19 protein-coding genes are annotated in these 22,159 nt (G+C 59.0%); 14 read left to right on the top strand and 5 right to left on the bottom strand.

Annotated elements, in window-relative coordinates:
* The first annotated feature begins 11 nt into the window (after nt 1-11).
* From pilW to AUK77_RS12285, 9 genes are all read left to right on the top strand, one after another.
* Nucleotides 12-770, top strand: a complete 759-nt coding sequence (pilW, locus tag AUK77_RS12325) for a type IV pilus biogenesis/stability protein PilW (RefSeq protein WP_296130146.1) — start codon at nt 12-14, stop codon at nt 768-770.
* Complete coding sequence (locus AUK77_RS12320) at nt 770-1,768, top strand: RodZ family helix-turn-helix domain-containing protein (protein ID WP_296130144.1); 999 nt, start codon at nt 770-772, stop codon at nt 1,766-1,768. The genes pilW and AUK77_RS12320 overlap by 1 nt, the downstream gene beginning before the upstream one ends.
* A 1-nt stretch (nt 1,769) precedes the next feature.
* Entirely contained in the window at nt 1,770-2,879 is a 1,110-nt protein-coding gene (gene ispG, locus AUK77_RS12315) for a flavodoxin-dependent (E)-4-hydroxy-3-methylbut-2-enyl-diphosphate synthase (protein ID WP_296130142.1), read from the top strand.
* Nucleotides 2,880-2,898: 19 nt separating this feature from the next.
* The gene (hisS, locus tag AUK77_RS12310; RefSeq protein ID WP_296130141.1) at nt 2,899-4,188 is read left to right on the top strand and encodes a histidine--tRNA ligase; all 1,290 of its coding nucleotides are present in this window, start codon (nt 2,899-2,901) and stop codon (nt 4,186-4,188) included.
* Nucleotides 4,189-4,288: 100 nt separating this feature from the next.
* Nucleotides 4,289-4,870 carry a tetratricopeptide repeat protein gene (locus AUK77_RS12305; protein WP_296130198.1) on the top strand — a complete coding sequence of 194 codons (582 nt, stop codon included), beginning with the start codon at nt 4,289-4,291 and terminating at the stop codon, nt 4,868-4,870.
* Nucleotides 4,863-6,014, top strand: a complete 1,152-nt coding sequence (gene bamB, locus AUK77_RS12300) for an outer membrane protein assembly factor BamB (RefSeq protein ID WP_296130196.1) — start codon at nt 4,863-4,865, stop codon at nt 6,012-6,014. The genes AUK77_RS12305 and bamB overlap by 8 nt, the downstream gene beginning before the upstream one ends.
* A 127-nt stretch (nt 6,015-6,141) precedes the next feature.
* Nucleotides 6,142-7,614, top strand: a complete 1,473-nt coding sequence (der, locus tag AUK77_RS12295; RefSeq protein WP_296130139.1) for a ribosome biogenesis GTPase Der — start codon at nt 6,142-6,144, stop codon at nt 7,612-7,614.
* Between the two features lie 105 nt (nt 7,615-7,719).
* Nucleotides 7,720-8,868, top strand: a complete 1,149-nt coding sequence (locus tag AUK77_RS12290; protein ID WP_296130138.1) for a pyridoxal phosphate-dependent aminotransferase — start codon at nt 7,720-7,722, stop codon at nt 8,866-8,868.
* Nucleotides 8,856-9,647: an amidohydrolase gene (locus tag AUK77_RS12285; protein ID WP_296130136.1), complete on the top strand. Its 792-nt coding sequence runs from the start codon at nt 8,856-8,858 to the stop codon at nt 9,645-9,647. The genes AUK77_RS12290 and AUK77_RS12285 overlap by 13 nt, the downstream gene beginning before the upstream one ends.
* A gap of 110 nt (nt 9,648-9,757) precedes the next feature.
* On the opposite strand, the gene leuA is transcribed toward AUK77_RS12285, so the two are convergent.
* From leuA to xseA, 4 genes are all read right to left on the bottom strand, one after another.
* Nucleotides 9,758-11,428: a 2-isopropylmalate synthase gene (gene leuA / locus AUK77_RS12280; RefSeq protein WP_296130133.1), complete on the bottom strand. Its 1,671-nt coding sequence runs from the start codon at nt 11,426-11,428 to the stop codon at nt 9,758-9,760.
* Nucleotides 11,429-11,777: 349 nt separating this feature from the next.
* The gene (locus AUK77_RS12275; RefSeq protein ID WP_296130130.1) at nt 11,778-12,320 is read right to left on the bottom strand and encodes a hydrolase; all 543 of its coding nucleotides are present in this window, start codon (nt 12,318-12,320) and stop codon (nt 11,778-11,780) included.
* Nucleotides 12,321-12,336: 16 nt separating this feature from the next.
* Entirely contained in the window at nt 12,337-13,161 is an 825-nt protein-coding gene (locus AUK77_RS12270; RefSeq protein WP_296130129.1) for a peptidoglycan DD-metalloendopeptidase family protein, read from the bottom strand.
* An 18-nt stretch (nt 13,162-13,179) separates the two neighbouring features.
* A complete protein-coding gene (xseA, locus tag AUK77_RS12265) occupies nt 13,180-14,559 on the bottom strand; it encodes an exodeoxyribonuclease VII large subunit (RefSeq protein ID WP_296130126.1) in 1,380 nt (459 codons plus the stop codon).
* Between the two features lie 106 nt (nt 14,560-14,665).
* On the opposite strand from xseA, the gene AUK77_RS12260 reads away from it, so the two are divergent.
* From AUK77_RS12260 to tadA, 5 genes are all read left to right on the top strand, one after another.
* Nucleotides 14,666-15,217, top strand: a complete 552-nt coding sequence (locus tag AUK77_RS12260) for a sugar ABC transporter ATPase (protein ID WP_296130123.1) — start codon at nt 14,666-14,668, stop codon at nt 15,215-15,217.
* Between the two features lie 117 nt (nt 15,218-15,334).
* Nucleotides 15,335-16,804, top strand: coding sequence for an IMP dehydrogenase (gene guaB, locus AUK77_RS12255; RefSeq protein WP_296130121.1), 1,470 nt, complete (start codon nt 15,335-15,337; stop codon nt 16,802-16,804).
* Nucleotides 16,805-16,894: 90 nt separating this feature from the next.
* Nucleotides 16,895-18,475: a glutamine-hydrolyzing GMP synthase gene (gene guaA / locus AUK77_RS12250; protein WP_296130118.1), complete on the top strand. Its 1,581-nt coding sequence runs from the start codon at nt 16,895-16,897 to the stop codon at nt 18,473-18,475.
* 185 nt (nt 18,476-18,660) lie between these two features.
* On the top strand, nt 18,661-20,031 hold the full coding sequence (locus AUK77_RS12245; protein ID WP_296130115.1) for a multicopper oxidase family protein: 1,371 nt from the start codon (nt 18,661-18,663) through the stop codon (nt 20,029-20,031).
* Between the two features lie 2 nt (nt 20,032-20,033).
* Complete coding sequence (gene tadA / locus AUK77_RS12240) at nt 20,034-20,516, top strand: tRNA adenosine(34) deaminase TadA (protein WP_296130112.1); 483 nt, start codon at nt 20,034-20,036, stop codon at nt 20,514-20,516.
* A 140-nt stretch (nt 20,517-20,656) separates the two neighbouring features.
* Here the strand turns inward: tadA and mltF are convergent, their stop codons facing one another.
* Nucleotides 20,657-22,117, bottom strand: coding sequence for a membrane-bound lytic murein transglycosylase MltF (mltF, locus tag AUK77_RS12235; RefSeq protein WP_296130107.1), 1,461 nt, complete (start codon nt 22,115-22,117; stop codon nt 20,657-20,659).
* Between the last annotated feature and the right edge of the window lie 42 nt (nt 22,118-22,159).

Here is a 22,159-nt window from a genome sequence, read left to right as displayed (position 1 = left end):
GGAGGATTACGATGACCTTGCGCCTTGCATTAATGCTGTTGGCTGCCAGTGTTTTAGCCGGCTGTGTCACGACCGGTAATGTTGATCCAATGAAAACTGATAAAGGGCGTGACGCTGCCCGTGATGCCTATGTGCAATTGGCTATCGGATACCTTCAGCAGGGCCAGACAGAGCGCGCCAAAGTGCCGCTGCGTCAAGCGTTGGAGCTTGATGACAAAGATGCGGATGCACATGCCGCGCTGGCTCTGGTCTTCCAGATCGAAATGGAGCCAAAGCTGGCAGACAGCCATTTTCGTAAAGCGATGGCAGAGCGCCGTGGTGATGCACGTTTACTGAACAATTATGGAAGCTTTTTGTTTGAGCAAGGGCGCTATCAAGAGGCCATGGAACGCTACACCGAGGCTGCGCAGGACACGCTTTACCCTGAACGTTCCCGCGTGTTTGAGAACTTGGGGCTAACCGCATTGCAGTTGAAGCAGCGTGAAGAAGCCAAGACTTATTTTCAGCGCTCACTACGGCTTAACAGTCGTCAGCCTCGTGCGCTGATGGAGATGGCGCAGCTCTCTTATGAAGATAAGCAGTACGTGCCTGCTCGCGGTTATTACGACAGCTACGTTGCCCTTGCGCCACATGACGCCCGCAGTCTGCTGCTAGGCGTGCGCTTAGCAAAAATTTTTGAAGAGCGTGATAACGCGGCAAGTCTTGCCTTGCAGCTCAAGCGTCTCTATCCGGGCACCCCGGAATACCAGCAATTCCTGTCGGAGCAATGATGAAAGCGGCAGCCCCAGAAGTGCTAGCGGTTCCCCGTGTCAATCCGGGCGAGACTTTGCGTAAGGCTCGTGAGAGCCGTGGTTGGACCATTGCTGATGTTGCCGGTCAGCTAAATTTGACTCCTCAGCGGCTCTCACAAATTGAGCAGGGTGCCTTCGACAAGTTGCCGGGACATACCTTCGCCCGCGGCTATGTACGCGCCTATGCCAAGTTGCTGGATATCGACCAAAGCCGATTGGTGCTTGAATTCGATCAGTTCACCGGCAGTGATGCCGCCGGCAGCAATGTGCACAGTTTGGGGCGTATTGAAGAACCCGTCAGTTACTCGCAGAAGATCCTGCGCGCCGTTAGCTTTTTGGTGTTGTTGGCCTTGGCGGGGTTGAGTTTTTTCTGGTGGCAGGAGCAAGCCGAGCGCCGCGCAGAAGATTTGGCCGCCACCAGCATCGAGCATGTTGAGGTGGAGGGTGCTGACGGTACAACGCAGATCCATTCTCTCGATGAGCCGGAAGATCAGGCCGTAGATGCGGCTCAGGCTGCCAACTCAGAATTGCCAGTACTCGCTGACCCTGTGCCGGTCGCGGGTGATACGGCGGCGGTTGCCGAATCGCTGCCATCACCTGCTGAATCAACGCCTGTAGTGAGTGCGGCCGATGTAATCGCGCCTACGGCTGCTTTGGCTGCTGCTACTCCTGCTGTGCCGACGCCAGTTGCGACGCCTGTTGCAGCTGAGCCTGCCGCACCACTTGCCGCCGGTGAAGCACAGGTTACTGTGAATTTCATTGCCGATTGCTGGACGCAACTGACAGATGCCAACGGCAAAGTGCTGTTCAGTGCACTCAAGCGCAAGGGTGAGAGCCTGCAACTGACAGGTAAGGCACCATTGGAGCTGCGCTTGGGCTTCGCCCGTGGCGCGCAGGTGAGCCTCAACGGCAACTCGGTTGATGTAGCGCCTTTTATTTCCGGTGAAACCGCACGTCTCAAGTTGGGTGGGCAGTAATATGCAGTGTGAATCGCCAATCAAGCGCCGCGTTTCGCGCAAGATCTGGGTAGGTTCGGTGCCAGTGGGTGGTGATGCACCGATTGCTGTGCAAAGCATGACCAACAGTGACACCAATGATGTCGCCGCCACCGTTGCACAGATTCGCCGCCTGGAAGATGCCGGTGCCGATATCGTCCGTGTATCGGTGCCAGATATGGATGCCGCCGAAGCTTTTGGCCGCATCAAGCAGCAGGTTCGCGTGCCGCTCGTTGCCGATATCCATTTTGATTACCAGATCGCCCTGCGTGTGGCTGAACTGGGTGTCGATTGCCTGCGCATAAACCCGGGCAACATTGGCCGCGAAGACCGTGTTCGGGCCGTGGTAGAGGCAGCTCGCGACAAGGGTATCCCTATTCGCATCGGCGTTAATGCCGGTTCGCTGGAAAAAGACCTGCAGAAAAAATATGGCGAGCCAACGCCTGAGGCGCTGGTTGAGTCGGCCTTGCGTCACGTTGAGCATTTGGACCGGTTGAATTTCCCGGACTTCAAAGTCAGCGTTAAAGCTTCCGACGTGTTTATGGCCGTCGCCGCCTATCGCTTGTTGGCCAAACAAATTGAACAGCCGCTGCATTTGGGCATCACCGAAGCCGGCGGATTGCGCTCCGGTACGGTCAAGTCGGCCGTGGGTATTGGCATGCTGTTGGCCGAGGGCATTGGCGACACCATCCGTATTTCTTTGGCCGCGGACCCGGTTGAAGAGATCAAGGTCGGTTACGACATTCTCAAGTCCCTGCGTCTGCGCTCGCGTGGCATCAACTTCATTGCCTGCCCAAGCTGTTCGCGGCAGAACTTTGATGTGGTCAAAACCATGAACGAGCTAGAACAGCGCGTTGAGGACCTGCTGGTGCCGCTGGATGTCGCCGTGATCGGTTGCGTGGTCAACGGCCCCGGTGAAGCCAAAGAGGCCCATATCGGCCTGACGGGTGGTTCGCCCAATCTTATTTACATCGACGGTAAGCCTGCACTCAAACTGAGCAATGAAAACCTGGTCGATGAACTGGAAAAACTGATCCGCCAGAAAGCGGCCGACAAGGTCGCGGCCGACGCTGCGGTTATCGTGCGCAGCTGATACGCGCTAAGGAAAACAATTGAGCAAGCCCCTGCAAGCCATTCGTGGCATGAACGATATTTTGCCCGAGCAAACGCCGCTCTGGCGTTACTTTGAAGGTGCTGTTGCCGGTCTGCTGGACGGTTACGGCTATCGCCAGATCCGCATGCCGATTGTCGAGTTCACCGAGCTGTTCAAGCGCTCGATTGGTGAAGTCACCGACATCGTTGAAAAAGAGATGTACACCTTCGAAGACCGCAACGGTGATTCGCTGACGCTGCGCCCTGAAGGCACTGCGGCCTGTGTTCGTGCGGTGTTGGAGCATGGCTTGTCCGGTGGCGGGCAAACGCAGAAGCTCTGGTACATTGGCCCGATGTTCCGTCACGAGCGTCCGCAAAAAGGCCGTTACCGTCAGTTTCACCAGATTGGTGTCGAGGTCTTCAACATCGATGGCCCGGACATCGACGCCGAACTGATCGCACTGACTTGGCGTCTGTGGGGGCTGCTGGGTATTCGCGATGTGGTCAAGCTTGAGCTCAATAGCCTCGGCACCAGCGCTGCCCGTGCGGTATACCGTGATGCCCTGGTGGAGTTCCTGACCGCGCACGCAGACCAACTGGACGAAGACAGCCGTCGCCGCATGGGCACAAACCCCCTGCGTGTGCTCGACAGCAAAGTACCGGAAACTCAAGCCTTGCTTGTTAATGCGCCGAAGCTGGCCGACTACCTCGACGAAGAGTCGCGTGTGCATTTCGACGGTCTGAAAGCGCGTCTGGATGCCGCCGGTGTGCCCTACGTGATCAACCCCAAATTGGTCCGTGGGCTCGATTACTACAGCAAAACCGTGTTCGAGTGGGTCACCGACCAACTCGGCTCCCAAGGCACCGTGTGTGCCGGTGGTCGTTATGATGGCCTGGTTGAGCAGATGGGCGGCAAGCCAACACCGGGCGTTGGTTTTGCCATGGGCATCGAACGTTTGGTGCTGTTGCTCGAAACTCTAGGTAAAGTACCGGCTGAAATTGGCCGCAGCGTCGATGTATACCTCTGCGCGTTTGGTGAACCAGCAGAATTGGCCGCTTTGGCGCTTAGCGAACGTTTGCGCGATGAGTTGCCTTGGCTGCGTTTGCAGGTGAATGCCGGCGCAGGCAGCTTCAAGAGCCAATTCAAGAAGGCCGATAAAAGCGGTGCCTTGTATGCCTTGATTCTCGGTGAAGACGAACTGGCCCAGCAAATGGTAGGTTGCAAGCCGCTGCGCGGTCAGGGCGAGCAACAAGATATTGCCTGGTCGGCATTGGCCGATCACCTGGCGAACTGCGCCAATCAGGCCTGAGCGTCTGTTAAGTGATTTAGCGAATAGGAGTGTTGGTGTGGTTTCGCGTACTGATGATGAAGAACTGGCAGTAATCAAGGATTGGTGGCAGCGCAACGGCATGCCGTTGCTGACAGGCGTGGTGCTGGCATTGGTGGTCGTACTCGGCTGGCAGGGCTGGCAGCAGTACCAGAGCAATCAGGCGCATGGCGCGTCGATTGTTTATCAGCAACTGTTGGAAGCAGCCCTCGATCCAAGCGGCAAGCCTGACGCTGGTAAAGTGGCTGAGTTGGCCAATACCCTGAAAAATGATTATGCCGGCACCCATTACGCCCAATACGGCAGCCTGTTTGTCGCCAAGGTCGCCGTGGAAGCGGGCAAGCTTGATGATGCTGCGGCTGAGTTGCAGTCCATCGTCAATAAACCTGCTGATGACAGCGTGGGTGAACTGGCACGCCAGCGATTGGCGCGCGTGTTGGCTGCGCAGAGCAAGGCCGAGGATGCGTTGAAGCTGCTCGAAGCCAAGGTTGAGCCGGCGTTCACCGCCAGCCGCGAAGAACTCAAAGGTGATGTGCTGGTGCAACTCGGCCGTGCTGATGATGCCCATGTGGCCTACGAAAAAGCTAAGGCTGCGCTGGCTGAAGACGCCGCAGTCGGTGGTTTACAAATGAAGCTGGATGACCTGGCTAAAGGGGATGCATGACGTGATGCGCTGGAAGAATGCCGCACTGCTGGCCCTGGCCGTTTTGGCTGTAGGTTGCAGCAGCAATAGCAAGAAGGAACTGCCGCCGGCCGATCTGCCCAAGTTTGAAGAAGAAGTGAGCTTGCAGAAGGAATGGAGCCGCTCGATTGGTGAAGGCCAGGGCGAAACCTTCAACATGCTGGTGCCGGCGATTGATGGCGAGCAGATCTATGCCGCCGATGTTGAAGGCCTGGTTGTGGCCATGGACCGCATGAACGGCAAGGTCATCTGGAAAGCTGATCTGGAATTGCCAGTCTCGGGTGCTGTAGCTGCTGGCTACGGCGTGGTTGTGGTGGGCACGTTGAAAGGCGAAATCATCGCTCTCGACAGCACCTCAGGTGAAGAGAAATGGCGTGCCCGTGTGACCAGTGAGGTGTTGGCTGCGCCGGCGCTCAACGGTGACGTGGTGCTGGTACAGACTCAGGACGATCGTCTGATCGCCTTTGATATGGAAACCGGCTCGCAACGCTGGATTTTCGAAAACACCCCGGCCGTCTTGACTTTGCGGGGCACAGGCAGCCCGGTACTGACCAACCGTCTGGCCATTGCAGGTTTGTCCACCGGCAAAGTCATTGCCCTGGACGCGCAGCGTGGCATTCCGGTTTGGGAGCAGCGTGTGGCTGTTCCGCAAGGTCGCTCGGAGCTGGATCGCGTGGTTGACATCGACGGCGGTCTGCTGCTTTCGGCTGGTACCCTATACGCTGTCAGCTATCAAGGTCGTGTAGCGGCAATGGATCTGGAAAGCGGTCGTATCCTCTGGCAGCGCGAAGCCTCAAGTTCGGTGGGCGTAGCCCAAGGTTATGGCAGCGTTTATGTGAACCAGGCCAGCGGCACCGTGGAAGGGATTGACGAGCGTTCGGCTTCTGCCTTGTGGAGCAATGATGCGTTGGCGCGTCGCCAACTGTCGGCTCCTGAGGTGTTTTCCAGCTATGTGGTGTTTGGTGACTATGAAGGTTACCTGCACCTGGTTAGCCAAGTAGACGGCCGTTTCGTCGGTCGCACGCGCATCGACAGTGATGGCCTGCGTGCCCGTCCGCTGGTAGTGGGTGACTGGCTGTATGCCTTTGGTAATGGCGGCAATCTGGTGGCGTTAACCATCAAGTAATTGCTCGTCCAGTGCTGGCGTTATCGCACACCTGTTAAGGGTGTGAGGTAACGCCAACGCGTTGAATTCTGGCCGCTGCCCCTGCAGCGGCTTTTGTATTTTCTGAAATAACGAAGTGGAGAGCCTAATGGTTCCCGTAATTGCCCTGGTGGGCCGCCCTAATGTCGGCAAGTCCACCCTGTTTAACCGCTTGACCAAGTCCCGTGACGCGATTGTCGGCGACCTGTCTGGTCTGACCCGTGATCGCCAGTACGGTGAGGCCAAGTGGCAGGGGCGAACCTATATCGTCATCGACACCGGTGGTATCTCCGGGGACGAGGAAGGCATTGATGCAAAAATGGCCGAGCAGTCGCTGCAGGCCATCGAAGAGGCTGATGCCGTGCTGTTCCTGGTTGACGCCCGTGCCGGCCTGTCGGCCTCCGATCAGATGATTGGCGAGCACTTGCGTCGCCGTAATAAGCGCAGCTTCCTGGTCATCAACAAGGTCGACAACATCGACACTGACCTGGCCCGCGCCGAATTTTCCAGCATGGGCATGGGCGAGTCCCTGCCGATTGCCGGCGCGCACGGTCGTGGCATCACCCAGATGCTCGAGGCGGTGTTGGGCTCCTTCCCCAAGGATGCCAGCGAGCCGGAAGAGGGCGAGGAAGAGGAAGAAGTCCTCGAAGGTCAGGAGGCCAAGCGCATTCCCGGCCCGAGCGAAAAAGACGGCATCAAGCTGGCGATCATTGGTCGACCCAACGTTGGTAAGTCGACGTTGGTTAACCGCATGCTCGGCGAAGAGCGGGTTATCGTCTACGACCAAGCCGGCACGACGCGCGACAGCATCTATATCCCGTTTGAGCGTGATGACGAGAAGTACACCCTGATCGACACCGCTGGCGTGCGTCGTCGCGGCAAGATCTTTGAGGCGGTGGAAAAGTTCTCGGTGGTGAAAACCCTGCAGGCGATTCAGGACTCCAACGTCGTGGTGTTCGTCATGGATGCCCGCGAAGGCGTGGTCGACCATGACCTCAATCTGCTGGGGTTCGTGCTGGAAAGCGGCCGTGCACTGGTTATCGCGCTGAACAAATGGGACGGCATGGAGCCCAGCGAGCGCGACTACGTTAAGGTCGAATTGCAACGCCGACTGTTCTTCGTCGACTTTGCCGACATTCACTTTATCTCAGCGCTGCACGGCACTGGCGTGGGCAACCTGTACAAGTCGGTGCAGGCCTCGTTCAAGTCGGCGATCACCCGCTGGCCGACCAATCGTCTGACCTCGATTCTGGAAGACGCCGTCAGCGATCACGCGCCGCCCATGGTCAACAACCGCCGTATCAAGCTGCGTTACGCGCACTTGGGCGGTGCCAACCCGCCGCTGATCGTGATTCACGGCAATCAGGTCGAGGCGGTGCCTAAGTCCTATATCCGCTACCTGGAAAACACCTACCGCCGCGTGCTTAAGCTGGTGGGTACGCCGATCCGCATTGAGTTCAAAGGTGGCGACAACCCGTACGAGGGCAATAAAAACACCCTCACGGACCGTCAGGTGAACAAGAAACGCCGCTTGATGAGCCACCACAAAAAGGCCGAGAAGAAGCGCAAAGACAAGCGCTAAGCTTGGCTTTAAGCGCTCTATAAAGGCACCTCCGGGTGCCTTTTGCGTTTATTGGGAATCGATTATTCTGCCGCACCACTCGCTTTTAAGCCGGATGCTGCCTCGATGATCATCAGCAAGTTGCCGAATGTTGGCACTACGATTTTTACCCGCATGTCGCAGCTCGCCTTGGAGACGGGTGCGCTGAATTTGTCCCAGGGCTTCCCCGATTTTGATGGGCCGCAAGCACTGCGCGATGCGGTCGGACGGCATATTGCCGCCGGGCATAACCAATACGCGCCGATGACTGGCTTGCCTGCACTGCGCGAGCAGGTGGCGGCGAAGATAGCTCGCAGTTATGGCCGTGCAGTCAGTGCTGAGACAGAGGTCACCATCGTGCCAGGTGCCACCCAAGGCATCTTCTGTGCGGTGCAGGCGCTCATCCGTCCGGGCGATGAGGTCATCGTTTTTGATCCCAGCTATGACAGCTACGAGCCCTCGGTCGAACTGGCTGGCGGACGCTGTGTGCACGTGCCGTTGGCCCTGCCGGACTTCGCCATCGACTGGCAGCGTCTGCAGGATGCGTTGAGCGACAAGACGCGCTTGATCATCCTCAACAGCCCGCACAACCCCAGTGGTGCATTGATCAGCCGCGCTGAGCTGGATCAGCTGGCCGCGCTGATCCGCGAGCGCGATATCTACCTGATCAGCGACGAGGTTTACGAGCATCTGGTGTTTGATGGCCTTCGCCACGCCAGCGTGTTGGCCCATGAAGAACTGTATCAGCGTGCCTTTGTGGTCAGCTCCTTTGGCAAAACCTACCACGTCACCGGCTGGAAGACCGGCTATGTAGTGGCACCGCCGGCCTTGAGCGCTGAACTGCGCAAGGTCCATCAGTACGTCAGTTTCTGCGGTGTGACGCCGCTGCAATGGGCGCTGGCTGATTACATGGCTGAGTATCCCGAGCATGTCGAAGAGCTGCCGATGTTCTACCAGGCCAAGCGCGATCTGTTCGCTGATCTGCTGAAGGATTCGCGATTTAGCTTTACCCGCGCCCCCGGTACCTATTTCCAGCTGGTCGATTATTCGGCCATTCGTCCCGACTTAGGCGATGTAGTCATGGCTGAATGGCTGACCCGAGAACATGGCGTGGCAGCGATTCCGGTATCGGTGTTCTACCAGCAGCCGCCCAAGGACCTGCGTCTGGTGCGCTTCTGCTTCGCCAAGCGCGAAGAAACCCTGCGTCAGGCGGCGGAGAAACTATGCGCGATTTAAAGCAATTGCCCGATCTTGAGTTGGCCTTGATCCAGACCACACTGGCTTGGCAGGACCCCGCCGCCAATCGCGCGCATTTCGCATCCCTGCTTGAGGAGGCGCGCGGTGCCGATCTGATCGTACTGCCGGAGATGTTCAGCACCGGCTTTTCCATGGATTCCGCCGCCCTAGCCGAGCCCGAAGACGGCCCGACCAGTCAGTGGCTGCGTGAGCAGGCTCAGGCGCTGCAAGCCGTCGTGAACGGTAGCCTGATTATCCAAGCCGCTGACGGTTCGTACCGCAACCGCCTGCTTTGGGCGCGTCCGGATGGTTCGGTGGCGCACTACGATAAGCGCCATCTGTTCCGCATGGCGGGCGAGCACAAGCACTACAGCGCTGGCGAACAGCAGGTGCTGCTAGAGGTAAAGGGTTGGCAGGTGCGTCCGCTGATCTGCTACGACCTGCGCTTTCCGGTGTGGAGCCGTGATGCAGAAAACACTGACTTGCTGCTCTACACCGCCAACTGGCCCGCCGCGCGCCGCCATCACTGGAACCGCCTGTTGCCAGCACGAGCCATCGAAAACCTCTGCTATGTCGCCGCGGTGAACCGCATCGGTGAGGACGGCAAGGGCTACGCCTACAGCGGCGACAGTCAGGTGCTGGATTTCCAGGGTGAAGCGCTGCTTGAGCCGGGTGATGCCGATGGTGTGTTTCGCGTCACGCTCAGCGCCGCTGAGTTGGCCGCTTACCGCGAGCGTTTCCCGGCTTATTTGGATGCGGATGATTTTTTCTTGAAGTAGCCCGGCCCGTATCGGCTTGGTTATTTCTTAGCCGTTTGCAGAAGCAACATTGGAACTGCACATACGCAAACGCCGGGCATTGCCCGGCGTTGTGGATTTCGGACTAAGGCTTAAGCCGCTTGTGCATCGGCCTGTGCCAGCGCCCGGTTCAGCGCACTAAACAGCGCGCGGAAGCTGGCGGTGGTGATGTTTTCGTCGATGCCCACGCCATGCAGAGCACGGCCGCCGGCCACGCGCAGTTCGATGTAGGCGGCTGCTTTGGCGTGGGTGCCGGCACCGATGGCGTGCTCGCTGTAGTCCATGATTTCCACGGCCACTGGCAAGCCGGCGACCAGCGCCTCCAGTGGGCCTTTGCCAATACCACGCCAGTGCTGGGTTTCCCCAGCATGGTTGACCTCAACGTCGACCGCGCTGGTGCCGTTTTCTTCCTGCAGGCGATGGCCTTTCAGGGCGTAGGGTGCGGTGGCTTGCAGGTACTCGGTTTCGAGCAGTTGATAAATCTGCGCGGCGCTCATTTCCAGGCCGAGGCGGTCGGTTTCCTTCTGTACCACTTGGCTGAACTCGATCTGCATGCGGCGCGGCAGATTGATGCCGTATTCCTGCTCGAGCAGGAAGGTGATGCCGCCCTTGCCGGACTGGCTGTTAACGCGAATCACCGCCTCGTAATCGCGGCCGATATCGGCAGGGTCAATCGGCAGGTACGGCACTTCCCAAACCGCGTCGGCCTTCTGCTGAGCGAAGCCTTTGCGGATCGCATCCTGGTGCGAGCCGGAGAACGCGGTGTGCACCAAATCGCCGACATAGGGATGGCGCGGGTGGACCGGAATCTGGTTGCAGTCTTCGACCACCTTGCGCACCGCGTCGATGTCGGAGAAGTCCAACCCGGGGTTGATGCCCTGGGTGTAGAGGTTCAACGCGACTGTTACTAAGCAGACGTTACCGGTGCGCTCGCCGTTGCCGAAAAGGCAGCCTTCGACGCGATCCGCGCCCGCCATGACGGCCAGTTCGGTGGCCGCGACGCCGGTGCCGCGGTCGTTGTGGGTGTGTACGCTGAGCAACACGCTGTCGCGACGGTCAACATGGCGGCCGAACCACTCGACCTGGTCGGCGTAATTGTTCGGCGTGGCGCACTCGATGGTCGCTGGCAGGTTGAGGATCAACTTGTTGGCTGGGGTCGGCTGGAATACGCCAATAACGGCGTTACACACTTCAACGGCGAAGTCGACTTCGGTGCTGCTAAACACTTCCGGTGAATACTCGAAGCCCCACTGGGTGTCCGGCTGGGCGGCGGCCAGGCGGGTGATGATTTTCGCCGCGTGGGTGGCGATCTCAACCACGCCGGCTTTGTCCTGGTTAAAGACGATCTTGCGAAAGCTCGGCGCGGTGGCGTTGTAGTAGTGAACGATGGCCTTTTTGGCCCCTTTGAGTGACTCGAAGGTGCGGGTGATCAGGTCTTCGCGCGCCTGGGTCAGCACCTGGATGGTCACGTCATCCGGAATATGCCCGCCTTCGATCAGCTCGCGGACAAAGTCAAAGTCGGTCTGCGAGGCGGACGGGAAGCCCACTTCGATTTCTTTCAAACCCACGGCCAGCAGGCACTTGAAGAAGCGCATCTTCTTCTCGGCATCCATCGGTTCGATCAGCGATTGGTTACCGTCGCGCAAGTCGGTGGACAGCCAGATGGGGGCCTTATCGATGATTTTGTCCGGCCAGGTGCGGTCTGGAATCTGGATTTGGGTGAATGGGCGGTACTTGTTGGATGGGTCTTTAAGCATGCTCATGGGGTAATCCTTTTAGCGCGGCTGCAATCGGCGAGCCGGGCGGAATTTGAAAAAATAAGACTGGGCGGGGCTTAAGAGTTAGCCACGCAGTCGTTGGCTGACCAAACAAAGTGCCGTGCCCGCTCCCGGCGGGCTAGCGGCATTTCCCACATCCCTGTGGGGCTTGGCGTGTTGGCGCAGCAGAATAAGCGTGTGATTTATGTGCATGCCGTCAACCCTAACCAGAGAGGCTAAAGCGTGCAAGCATGCTGGAAAAATTGGTGATAAATCGCGCCATCTATGTGTGCTTGCGATTTTATGGCGCTTTTGCGTGTGCTGTTTAGCTTGGATTGCGCAGGGGTGTAGCGCGTTAACGGATAAATTCCCGGCTGATGCTGCGAAACAACTCACTCCCGGCTTGCCCCAGCCATTCGAAGGCGACCATCTCGCGCGAAACTATCACGGCTCCGGCCTGTTGCATGCGTTGCAGGGCCAGGAGCTTGTCCGAGGGTTGACGCGAGCCGACTGCTTCGGCCACGACAAACACCGTGCGGCCTTGCTCGAGCAGATCAAGTACGGTTTGCAGCACGCAGACATGCGCTTCGCTGCCACACACGATGAACTGTTGCCGCTCAGCGCCAGGGCGTTGCAACAACTCGCCTTCACTGACCGCCGAGAAGTGCAGTTTCTCGACAATAGCCTCTGGCGCATGCCCGGCGCGCAACGAGGCAATGGTTGGCCCCAGGCCCTTGCTGTATTGCTCGGTGAGCAGCACGGGGGCACCGATACGCTGCGCCACCTGTTGCAGCCACAAGGCATTAGCCGCCAGTTCGGCATGCTGATCGATGGCGGGAAACAGGCGTTCCTGAATATCGATAATCAGTAGGCAAGAGGTTTGTGCGCGGATACGCATGGCAAGTCGTCCTTACTCAGGGTTTAAACGCGCCAATAAAAATCGCCGGATCGACGCGGGCGTCGTTCAGGCTCACGTTCCAGTGCAGGTGCGGCCCGGTGGCTCGGCCGGTGGCGCCGACTTTGCCGAGGTGGCCACCACGGGGAATCTCATCACCGAGTTTTACGTCGATGGCGGAGAGGTGGCAGAACATGCTGATCAGCCCTTGGCCGTGGTCGAGAAACACGGTCTTGCCATTGAAAAAGTAGTCGCCAATCAGGATCACCTTGCCAGCGGCTGGCGCTTTGATGGAGGTGCCGGTGTTGGCGGCAAAATCCAGCCCGGAGTGCGGGTTGCGCTCTTCACCATTAAAGAAACGGCGCAGGCCGAAGGGGCTCGACAACGGGCCCTTAACCGGGCGGTCAAACAACAGGTTGCTCGGCTGACGCGCACTGAACTGCTGGTAGGCGCGGGTTTGTTCGGCCAGTTCACGCTCGATGCGCTTGAGGTTGGCGGCGTTTGGGTTGACCTGCTGCGGGTTCTTAAGGGTGATGCGTTGCTCCATGTAATGCTTGCTGCCCACCTGAAAGCTCAACGTCTGGTTGCCGTTAACGCTGATTTGCTGATTGCCAGGCTTGACGCTGAGCGGGATGCCGACGATGGCGATCCAGCGCTGCTGATCTTCATGGATCACCAGCACCGGTTTGTTCTGATAACGTACGCTGGGGGCGCTGGCTGCAGGACCCAGATCGACCACCGCCACGCCGCCCGGTACGGGCTTGTTAAGCAGACGGCTGATAAAGCCTTCGGCGTGGACGGGCAGGGCAAGGCAGAGCAGGGTGAACAGGGTGACTAAACGCATGGGAGACCTGTGTGGAAATCAATCGAGCAGTGAAAGGGTAACCGGCTGCACATGGTTGTCTTCGACCCGCACATCCAACTCGCCGTTGCCCAGGCGCGCCTTCAGGCGTTGGCCGGGTTGGGTGTCGGCAGCGTTGCGAATCGCCCGTCCGCGCTCATCCAGTAGAATGCTGTAACCACGGCCCAGCGTTGCCAGCGGGCTGACCGCGTGCAGCGTTTGCACCTGACTGTGCATTTGCAGGCGGCGCGCCTTAAGGCCCTCGCGCATGCTGCGTTGCAGACGCTCGGCCAGGGCCTGTAGGCGTTGGTCTAGCAGTTTCAGGTTGCGTTCCGGGTGCAGGCTCAGCAGGCGGGTTTGCAGGTGATTCAAGCGCTCGCGGCGACTGTTCAGCTGTCGTCCGAAGGCCCGGCTGAGGCGCATCTCCAAGTCATCGATACGCTGGGCATGCTGGCGCAGGCGCTCGCCGGGATGACGCAAGCGCCGCTGCAAACCGTCTAGGCGCATGCGTTCGCGCTCCAGCCGATGTTGCATGCGCAGGTTCAGGCGACGCTTGAGGTTGTGCAGGCGCTGCACCAGTTCACTGCTGTCGGGAGCCAGCAGTTCAGCAGCAGCCGAAGGCGTGGGGGCGCGCACGTCGGCGACGAAATCGGCGATGGATACGTCGGTCTCATGGCCCACGGCGCTGACGATAGGGGTTTTACAGGCGGCAATCGCGCGGGCGACCGGCTCCTCGTTAAAGCACCAGAGGTCTTCCAGCGAGCCGCCGCCACGGGCTAGGATCAGCGCATCGAAGCCCCGGGCGTCGGCCAGCGCGAGGGCGCGAACAATCTGTGCGGTGGCTTCGCGGCCTTGCACGGCGGTGGGGATCAGGGTCAGTTCAACCTGCGGCGCGCGGCGGCGGAACACGCTGATGATGTCGCGGATCACTGCACCAGTTGGCGAGCTGATAATGCCGATGCGTTTCGGGTGAGCGGGCAGGGCGACTTTGGCGTCGGCGGCGAACAGTCCCTCAGCGCTGAGTTTTTCCTTCAGTGCTTCGAAGGCCAGTCGCAGCGCGCCGTCACCGGCCGACTCTACGGCATCGAGAATCAGCTGGTAGTCACCGCGCCCTTCAAACAGCGAAACCTTGCCGCGCACCTTAACGGCTAAGCCATCCCGCAGTGCCTGCCGCACCTTGGCCGCGTTCTGCCGGAACAGTGCGCAGCGCACCTGAGCCTGGCTGTCTTTAAGGGTGAAGTAGAGATGCCCGGATGCCGGTTTGGCCAGGTTGGAAATTTCCCCCTCGACCCAGATACCGCCGAATACATCTTCCAGCAGCAAGCGGGCGCGGTTGTTCAATTGGCTGACGCTGAGCACCTCGCGGTCGAGGTTCAGGCGTTGGAATGGGTCTTTAATCATGGGGTGGCATAGTAAAGGCTTTACCCGATCGGCCATAGTGGATTGGCCTTGACCATCGTCGTGTGGCCATTAAGCTGCGCGCCTTCAACGCAAACCGAGTTCTGATATGAGTGAGCAGCAGGCCATCATCGTGCCGCAAATTTCCAGCTTTCCCGGCCACGAGGCGCGTGCGCGGTTGATCGTGCGCTGGCTGGTCAAGCAGAACATCATCGAAGAGCAACTGACCACCTGTGGTCGCACCTTCAAACACATGGGCTACGGCATCGGCGAAGGCGCGCGACGGGTGGTCGAACGGCCTGAGTTACTGCCGTTTGGGCAGGCGGTGCATGGCCTGGAGATCATCTACAAGCGCTGCATTTATACGCCTACGGCAGGCTTTTTAGAGGAGGCGGGTTGCCCCGAATGTCGGCGCGAGGTCGGTGAGCGGTTATTCGACAGTTTGGAAGACTGGATGCCGGGGCATACCGATAACTTCACCTGCCCGCTGTGTGGCCATGAAGACGACATCAACGGCTTTCTCTTTTTGCAGCCCTGTGGCTTTTCTAATCTGGGTTTTATCTTCAATAACTGGGCGGATGCGGGTTTCAAGCAGAGCTTTCTCGATGAGTTCGCCGCTCGCTTGGGTTATCCGGTTTCCGTGGTGCGAGTCGAGTTATAGGGGGGCGGCGGGCTCTCGGCAAAGGATTGGCTGGTTAAGCAATAGTTTGCGTTGAGTGCGGGGGGGCGTCTGAGTATAATGGCGCGCTTCCAATTTTCCCGCTCGGGAGCCCCCGCCATGCTGCGTATCAGTCAAGAAGCTCTTACCTTCGACGACGTTCTACTTATTCCAGGTTATTCCGAAGTTCTGCCGAAGGATGTCAGCCTTAAAACACGTCTGACCCGTGGCATTGAGCTGAATATCCCGCTGTTGTCCGCTGCGATGGACACTGTGACCGAAGCCCGTCTGGCCATTGCCATGGCGCAAGAGGGCGGCATCGGCATCATCCACAAAAACATGACGCCCGAGCAGCAAGCGGCCGAAGTACGCAAGGTCAAGCGTTATGAGTCGGGCGTGGTCAAAGACCCGATCACCATTGAGGCTGATGCCACTGTGGGCGATCTGTTTGACCTGACCCGTCAAAACAACATCTCCGGCGTGCCGGTGCTGCACCACGGTGATCTGGTCGGCATCGTCACCAGCCGTGATGTGCGTTTCGAGACCAACATGAGCGCCAAAGTGCGCGACGTGATGACGCCTAAAGAGCGCTTGGTTACGGTCAAAGAAGGCGAAGACACCCAAGTGGTGCGCAAGCTGCTGCACAAGCACCGCATTGAGCGCGTTTTGATCGTCGATGACCAGTTCCGCCTCAAAGGCATGATGACCGTTAACGACATCGAAAAAGCCAAAGCCTACCCGCTGGCCAGCAAAGACGATCAAGGTCGTCTGCGTGTGGGTGCTGCCGTGGGCACTGGTGCAGACACCGAAGACCGCGTGGCTGCACTGGTCAATGCCGGTGTTGATGTGATCATCGTCGACACCGCCCACGGTCACTCCAAAGGCGTGATCGACCGCGTGCGCTGGGTTAAGCAGAACTTCCCGCAGGTGCAAGTCATCGGTGGCAACATCGCCACCGGCGCAGCGGCGTTGGCCCTAGCTGAAGCCGGTGCGGATGCGGTCAAGGTTGGTATTGGCCCAGGCTCAATCTGCACCACGCGTATCGTCGCTGGTGTAGGTGTGCCGCAAATTTCTGCAGTGGCTAACGTCGCCGCCGCACTGGCTGGCACCGGTATTCCGTTGATTGCTGACGGCGGCATCCGCTTCTCGGGCGACCTGTCCAAAGCCATCGTGGCCGGTGCGTCCGCTGTGATGATCGGTTCGATGTTGGCCGGTACTGAAGAAGCGCCAGGCGAAGTCGAACTGTTCCAGGGTCGTTCCTACAAGGCTTATCGCGGCATGGGTTCGCTGGGTGCCATGGCGCAAGCGCAGGGCTCTTCCGACCGTTACTTCCAAGATTCTTCGGCCGGTGCCGAGAAGCTGGTGCCGGAAGGTATCGAAGGCCGTGTGCCGTACAAAGGCGCGATGGGTGCCATCGTTCACCAGTTGATGGGTGGCCTGCGCGCCTCCATGGGCTACACCGGTTGCGCGACCATTGAAGAAATGCGCAGCAAGCCGGAGTTTGTACGCATCACCGGCGCGGGTATGGCCGAGTCGCATGTGCACGATGTGCAGATCACCAAAGAGGCCCCGAATTACCGGGTAGGCTGATTGCTGATCAGTTGATATGAAGCACGGGGCTGCCGCTGTTTTTACAGGGCAGCCCCGCGTTATTTGTGAATTCCGCTACGAGAGACGGCCATGGCTCATCAAGACATCCACGCTCACCGCATCCTGATTCTGGATTTCGGCTCCCAGTACACCCAGCTGATCGCCCGCCGCGTGCGTGAGATTGGCGTGTATTGCGAGTTGCATCCTTTCGACATGAGCGATGACGACATCCGCGCCTTCGCCCCGCGCGGCATCATTCTCGCCGGTGGTCCTGAGTCGGTGCATGAAGCTGGTAGCCCGCGTGCGCCGCAAGCGGTGTTTGACCTCGGTGTACCGGTTTTCGGTATCTGCTACGGCATGCAGACCATGGCCGAGCAGTTGGGCGGCAAGGTGCAAGGGTCGGACGTGCGCGAGTTTGGCTACGCCCGTGTTGACGTGGTTGGCAAAGGCCGCCTGCTGGCTGGCATTGAAGATCATGTCGATGTGGACGGTGTATTGGGTCTGGATGTGTGGATGAGCCACGGTGACAAAGTCACGGCCATGCCGCAGGGCTTCAGCATCCTGGCCAGCACGCCCAGCTGCCCAATCGCTGCCATGAGCGACGATGCGCGCGGCTACTACGGCGTGCAGTTCCACCCGGAAGTGACGCACACCAAGCAAGGCGGCCGTATCCTCTCGCGTTTTGTGCTGGAAATCGCCGGTTGTGAAGCCCTCTGGACGCCGTCGAACATCGTTGATGATGCCATCGCCAATGTGCGTGCCCAGGTCGGCAGCGCCAACGTGCTGCTCGGTTTGTCCGGTGGCGTAGATTCCTCAGTGGTCGCCGCATTGCTGCACAAGGCCATTGGCGATCAGTTGACCTGCGTGTTCGTCGACAACGGCCTGCTGCGTTTGCACGAAGGTGAGCAAGTGATGGCCATGTTCGCTGAGAACATGGGCGTCAAAGTGATCCGCGCTAACGCCGAAGAGCAGTTCCTCGGCAACCTGGCTGGCGAAGCCGACCCAGAGAAGAAGCGCAAAATCATCGGTCGCACCTTTATTGATGTGTTCGATGCCCAGGCCAGCAAACTGGACAATATCCAGTTCCTCGCCCAAGGCACCATTTATCCAGACGTGATCGAGTCGGCTGGCGCGAAAAGCGGCAAGGCCCACGTGATCAAGAGCCACCACAACGTCGGCGGCCTGCCTGAGGAAATGAACCTCAAACTGGTCGAACCGCTGCGCGAACTGTTCAAAGACGAAGTGCGCAAGATCGGCCTGGAACTGGGCTTGCCATTCGACATGGTCTACCGCCATCCATTCCCTGGCCCGGGCTTGGGCGTGCGTATCCTCGGTGAAGTGAAAAAGGAATACGCCGACCTGCTGCGCCGTGCGGATCACATCTTCATCGAAGAGCTGCGTAAGGCTGACTGGTACCACAAAACCAGCCAGGCGTTTGTGGTGTTCCAACCGGTGAAATCGGTGGGTGTGGTTGGCGACGGCCGCCGTTACGCCTGGGTCGTCGCCCTGCGCGCGGTGGAAACCGTGGACTTTATGACCGCACGTTGGGCGCACCTGCCCTACGAACTACTGGAAACCGTCAGCGGCCGCATCATCAATGAAATCGAAGGCATCTCCCGTGTCACCTACGACGTGTCGAGCAAGCCGCCAGCGACCATTGAGTGGGAGTGATCTCGCTAGAGAGTTGAACCACGACAAGGGCAGCGCAAGCTGCCCTTGTCGTTTCTGCTGCGGCATCTTGTCCGTTTTCAGGGGTCGTCAGTTCGGTTGCGTAAATGAGAAGATAGTGCAATTGTTAGTCTGATCAATTTCAGGCGGATATCTTCCCGGGTTGCATCCGGGCCACGGGAATTCCTATGTCGTTCACTCGCAGACAAATCCTTATTGGCCTCAGTGGCCTTGGCGTCGTTGGTCTTGGTGTTGGCGGCGCGCGCTATTGGTTGGCTCGCCCGGAAAATGTGGCGACGCACGATTATGAGCTGATCGCCGCACCGCTTGACCTGGAGTTGGTGCCGGGGCATATCACCCCGGCCTGGGCCTATGGTGGGCAGGCTCCGGGTTTGGAGTTGCGCTGCCGTCAGGGTGAGCGGCTGCGCGTGCGCTTTATCAACAAGCTGGACGTGCCGACCACCATTCACTGGCATGGCATTCGTCTGCCGCTGGCCATGGACGGTGTGCCTTATGTGTCGCAGGCACCGGTGTTGCCGGGCGAGTATTTTGATTACGACTTTATTTGCCCCGATGCGGGCAGCTTTTGGTATCACCCGCATGTAGCCAGCGGTGAGCAACTCGGACGTGGCTTGGTCGGTGCGCTGATTGTCGATGAGCGCGAGCCAAGTGGTTTCCTGCATGACCACACGCTCAACCTTAAAAGCTGGCATGTCGACGAGCAGGGCGCATTTACTGCATTCAGTGTGCCGCGCGAAGCGGCTCGGGGCGGGACGCCGGGGCGCTTGAGTACGGTCAATGGCCAGCACGTGCCGACCTTGGATTTACCGGCCAGACAGGTGGTGCGTTTGCGCCTGATCAATCTGGATAACACCCTGACCTATCGCCTTAACCTGCCGGGTGCGGACGCGCGCATTTATGCGCTGGACGGCAACCCAGTCGAGCCACGCCCGTTGGACAAGGAATACTGGCTGGGGCCGGGCATGCGCATCGAGCTGGGCTTGCAAGTACCGGTGGCGGGTACGGAGCTTTCATTGCGCAATGGGCCGTTGCGCTTGGCTACCTTGCGTGCAACGGCCAGCGCCGATCCTGTGGGGGAGTGGCCGGCCGCCTTGCCGGCTAATCCTGTAGCCGAGCCGGATTTGGCCAATGCGCAAAGTCTTACGTTCAACTTTGAGTGGGCCGGTGCGGTGTCGGTGGGGCTTGAGCAAGGCGCGGCGCACAGTTTCTGGCAGATCAACGGCCAGGCTTGGGATATCAATGATAAAACCTGTGCCGACCGGCCGATTGCGCGGTTGCAGTTGGGCAAGAGTTATATCTTTGAGCTGCGTAACCTCAGTCAGTATCAGCATCCCATTCACTTGCACGGTATGACGTTCAAGGTGCTGGCATCCGATCGTAAAACTATCATTCCGTATTTCACCGACACTTATCTGCTCGGTAAAAATGAACGTGCCCGTGTGGCCTTGGTCGCGGATAATCCCGGTCTGTGGATGTTCCATTGTCATGTGATCGACCATATGGAAACCGGTCTGATGGCATCAATCGAGGTCGTTTAAGCGTGCGTCACCCCCTGATTATTGATCGCAGCCAAGATCAGCACTTTATGCGCGAGGCACTAAACCTGGCCACTGAAGGTGCAGCTTTGGGTGAGGTGCCGGTTGGCGCGGTGCTGGTGCAGGATGGCCAGATTGTCGGGCGCGGTTTCAACTGCCCAATCACCACCCACGACCCCAGCGCCCATGCCGAGATGGTGGCTATTCGCGCGGCCGCGCAAGCCGTCAGTAATTACCGTCTGCCGGGCAGTACCCTGTACGTCACCCTTGAGCCATGCAGCATGTGCGCAGGCCTGATTGTCCATTCACGCGTGCAGCGGGTTGTTTACGGCGCCAGTGAGCCGAAGGCGGGCGTTGTGGCCAGTCGTGGTGAGTTTTTCAATCAGGCCTTTCTCAACCATCGCGTGTTGGTTGAAGGCGGCGTGCTGGCCGAGGAGTGCGGTGCGGTGCTTAGCGAGTTCTTCAAGCTGCGCCGCGCAGCGCGCTAGAGATCTTCCCCGCTTCATTCAGTCTGGATGCATGCTGAGCGCGCGGGAGTTGGCTGTGGGAGGGGCTTGAGCCGCGAGGCTTCTGCGCCCTTAAAGTCAGTCGCGGCTAAAGCCCCTTTCACATAGAGCGGCAGGCTGGGCTACAGCGGCGACAGTTCTTCCGGTGGCGGCGTTTTATTCACTCCGGGTACATGCAGGTTGCTGTCCGCAATCTGCGAGCCTTCCAACTGTGGCTGAGTCACCCAGGTCAGAATGTCGTAATAGCGGCGAATGTTGCGCACAAAATGCACCGGTTCGCCGCCGCGGGCATATCCGTAGCGGGTTTTGCTGTACCACTGCTTTTGCGCCAGGCGTGGCAGTATTTTCTGCACATCCAGCCACTTGTTAGGGTCCAGGCCTTCGGCTTCGGTGAGCTTGCGCGCATCTTCCAGGTGGCCGCCGCCGACGTTGTAGGCAGCCAGGGCAAACCAGGTGCGGTCCGGCTCTTGGATGCTTTCAGGCAGCTGCTTTTTCACATGCACAATGTATTTGGCGCCGCCTTCAATACTCTGCTTGGGGTTGAGTCGATCCGATACGCCCATGGCCTGTGCAGTGCGCAGGGTCAGCATCATCAGGCCGCGCACGCCGGTTTTCGAGGTGGCGGTGGGTTGCCAGAGTGATTCCTGATAACCAATGGCGGCCAGCAGTCGCCAGTCAACCTGATGGGTCTGAGCCGATTCACGGAAGTGTTTTTCGTAGCGCGGCAGGCGTTGTTGCAGGTGCTTGGCGAAGGTGTACGCGCCCACGTAACCAAGCACATCGACGTGGCCGTAATAGCGGTCTTTCAGGCGTTGCAGGCTGCCATTAGCCTGGGCGCGCTGGATAAAGGCATCCATCTCGTTCAACAGGCTGAGGTCTTCGCCGGGGGCGGTGGCCCAGGCCAGGTTTTGTGCATCGCCGAAATCAAAGGCCACGCGCACATTGGGGAAATACACCTGATTCATCGCCAGTTCGTTGGAGTCGATCAGCGTCAGGTCGATTTGCCCCTCATCAACCATGCGCAGCAAGTCGACCACTTCAACGGCAGACGACTCTTCGTATGCCAGCTCGGGTAATTGCAGTTTGAGGGTGGCCAGTTGTTCGGCGTGACTGCTGCCTTTGAGCACCAGCAGGCGTTTGCCGATGAGGTCTTCTGGGCGGGTTGGGCGTTGTTGGCCGTTGCGGTATATCACCTGGGGGGTGACTTGCAGGTAAGGCGAAGAGAAGCGTGCGTGTTGCTGCCGTCCGTCACTTTCTACAAGACCAGCAGCGGCCAGGTGCGGGCCGTCGGGTTTGCTTAGGCTGGCAAACAGTTCGTCGAGGTTGTCGGCAGTTTCGATCTGCAGCTCAACACCCAAATCATCGGCGAAACGTTTCACCAGCTCATATTCGAAGCCGGTTTCGCCGTTGCGGTCCTGGAAGTAGGTGGCCGGGCTGTTGCGGGTAATCACCCGCAGCGTACCCTCCGACTGAACGCGTTCAAGCGTGCTGGGTTCTTCAGCACAGCCGACGAGCAGCAAGAGGATTCCGATCACCGACAGCCAGCAGGCGCAGCGCGTACGGAGCACAGATTGGGCAAACATCGGCGCAGTATACGCAAAGCCGGATGCGCACCATATATCGAC

Origin of the sequence: Pseudomonas sp. Ga0074129, assembly GCA_001465025.1 — a bacterium.
GTDB lineage: Bacteria > Pseudomonadota > Gammaproteobacteria > Pseudomonadales > Pseudomonadaceae > Aquipseudomonas.
The sequence above is the reverse complement of the archived record's forward strand: the minus strand, read 5'-3'. Positions and strand labels throughout refer to the sequence as shown.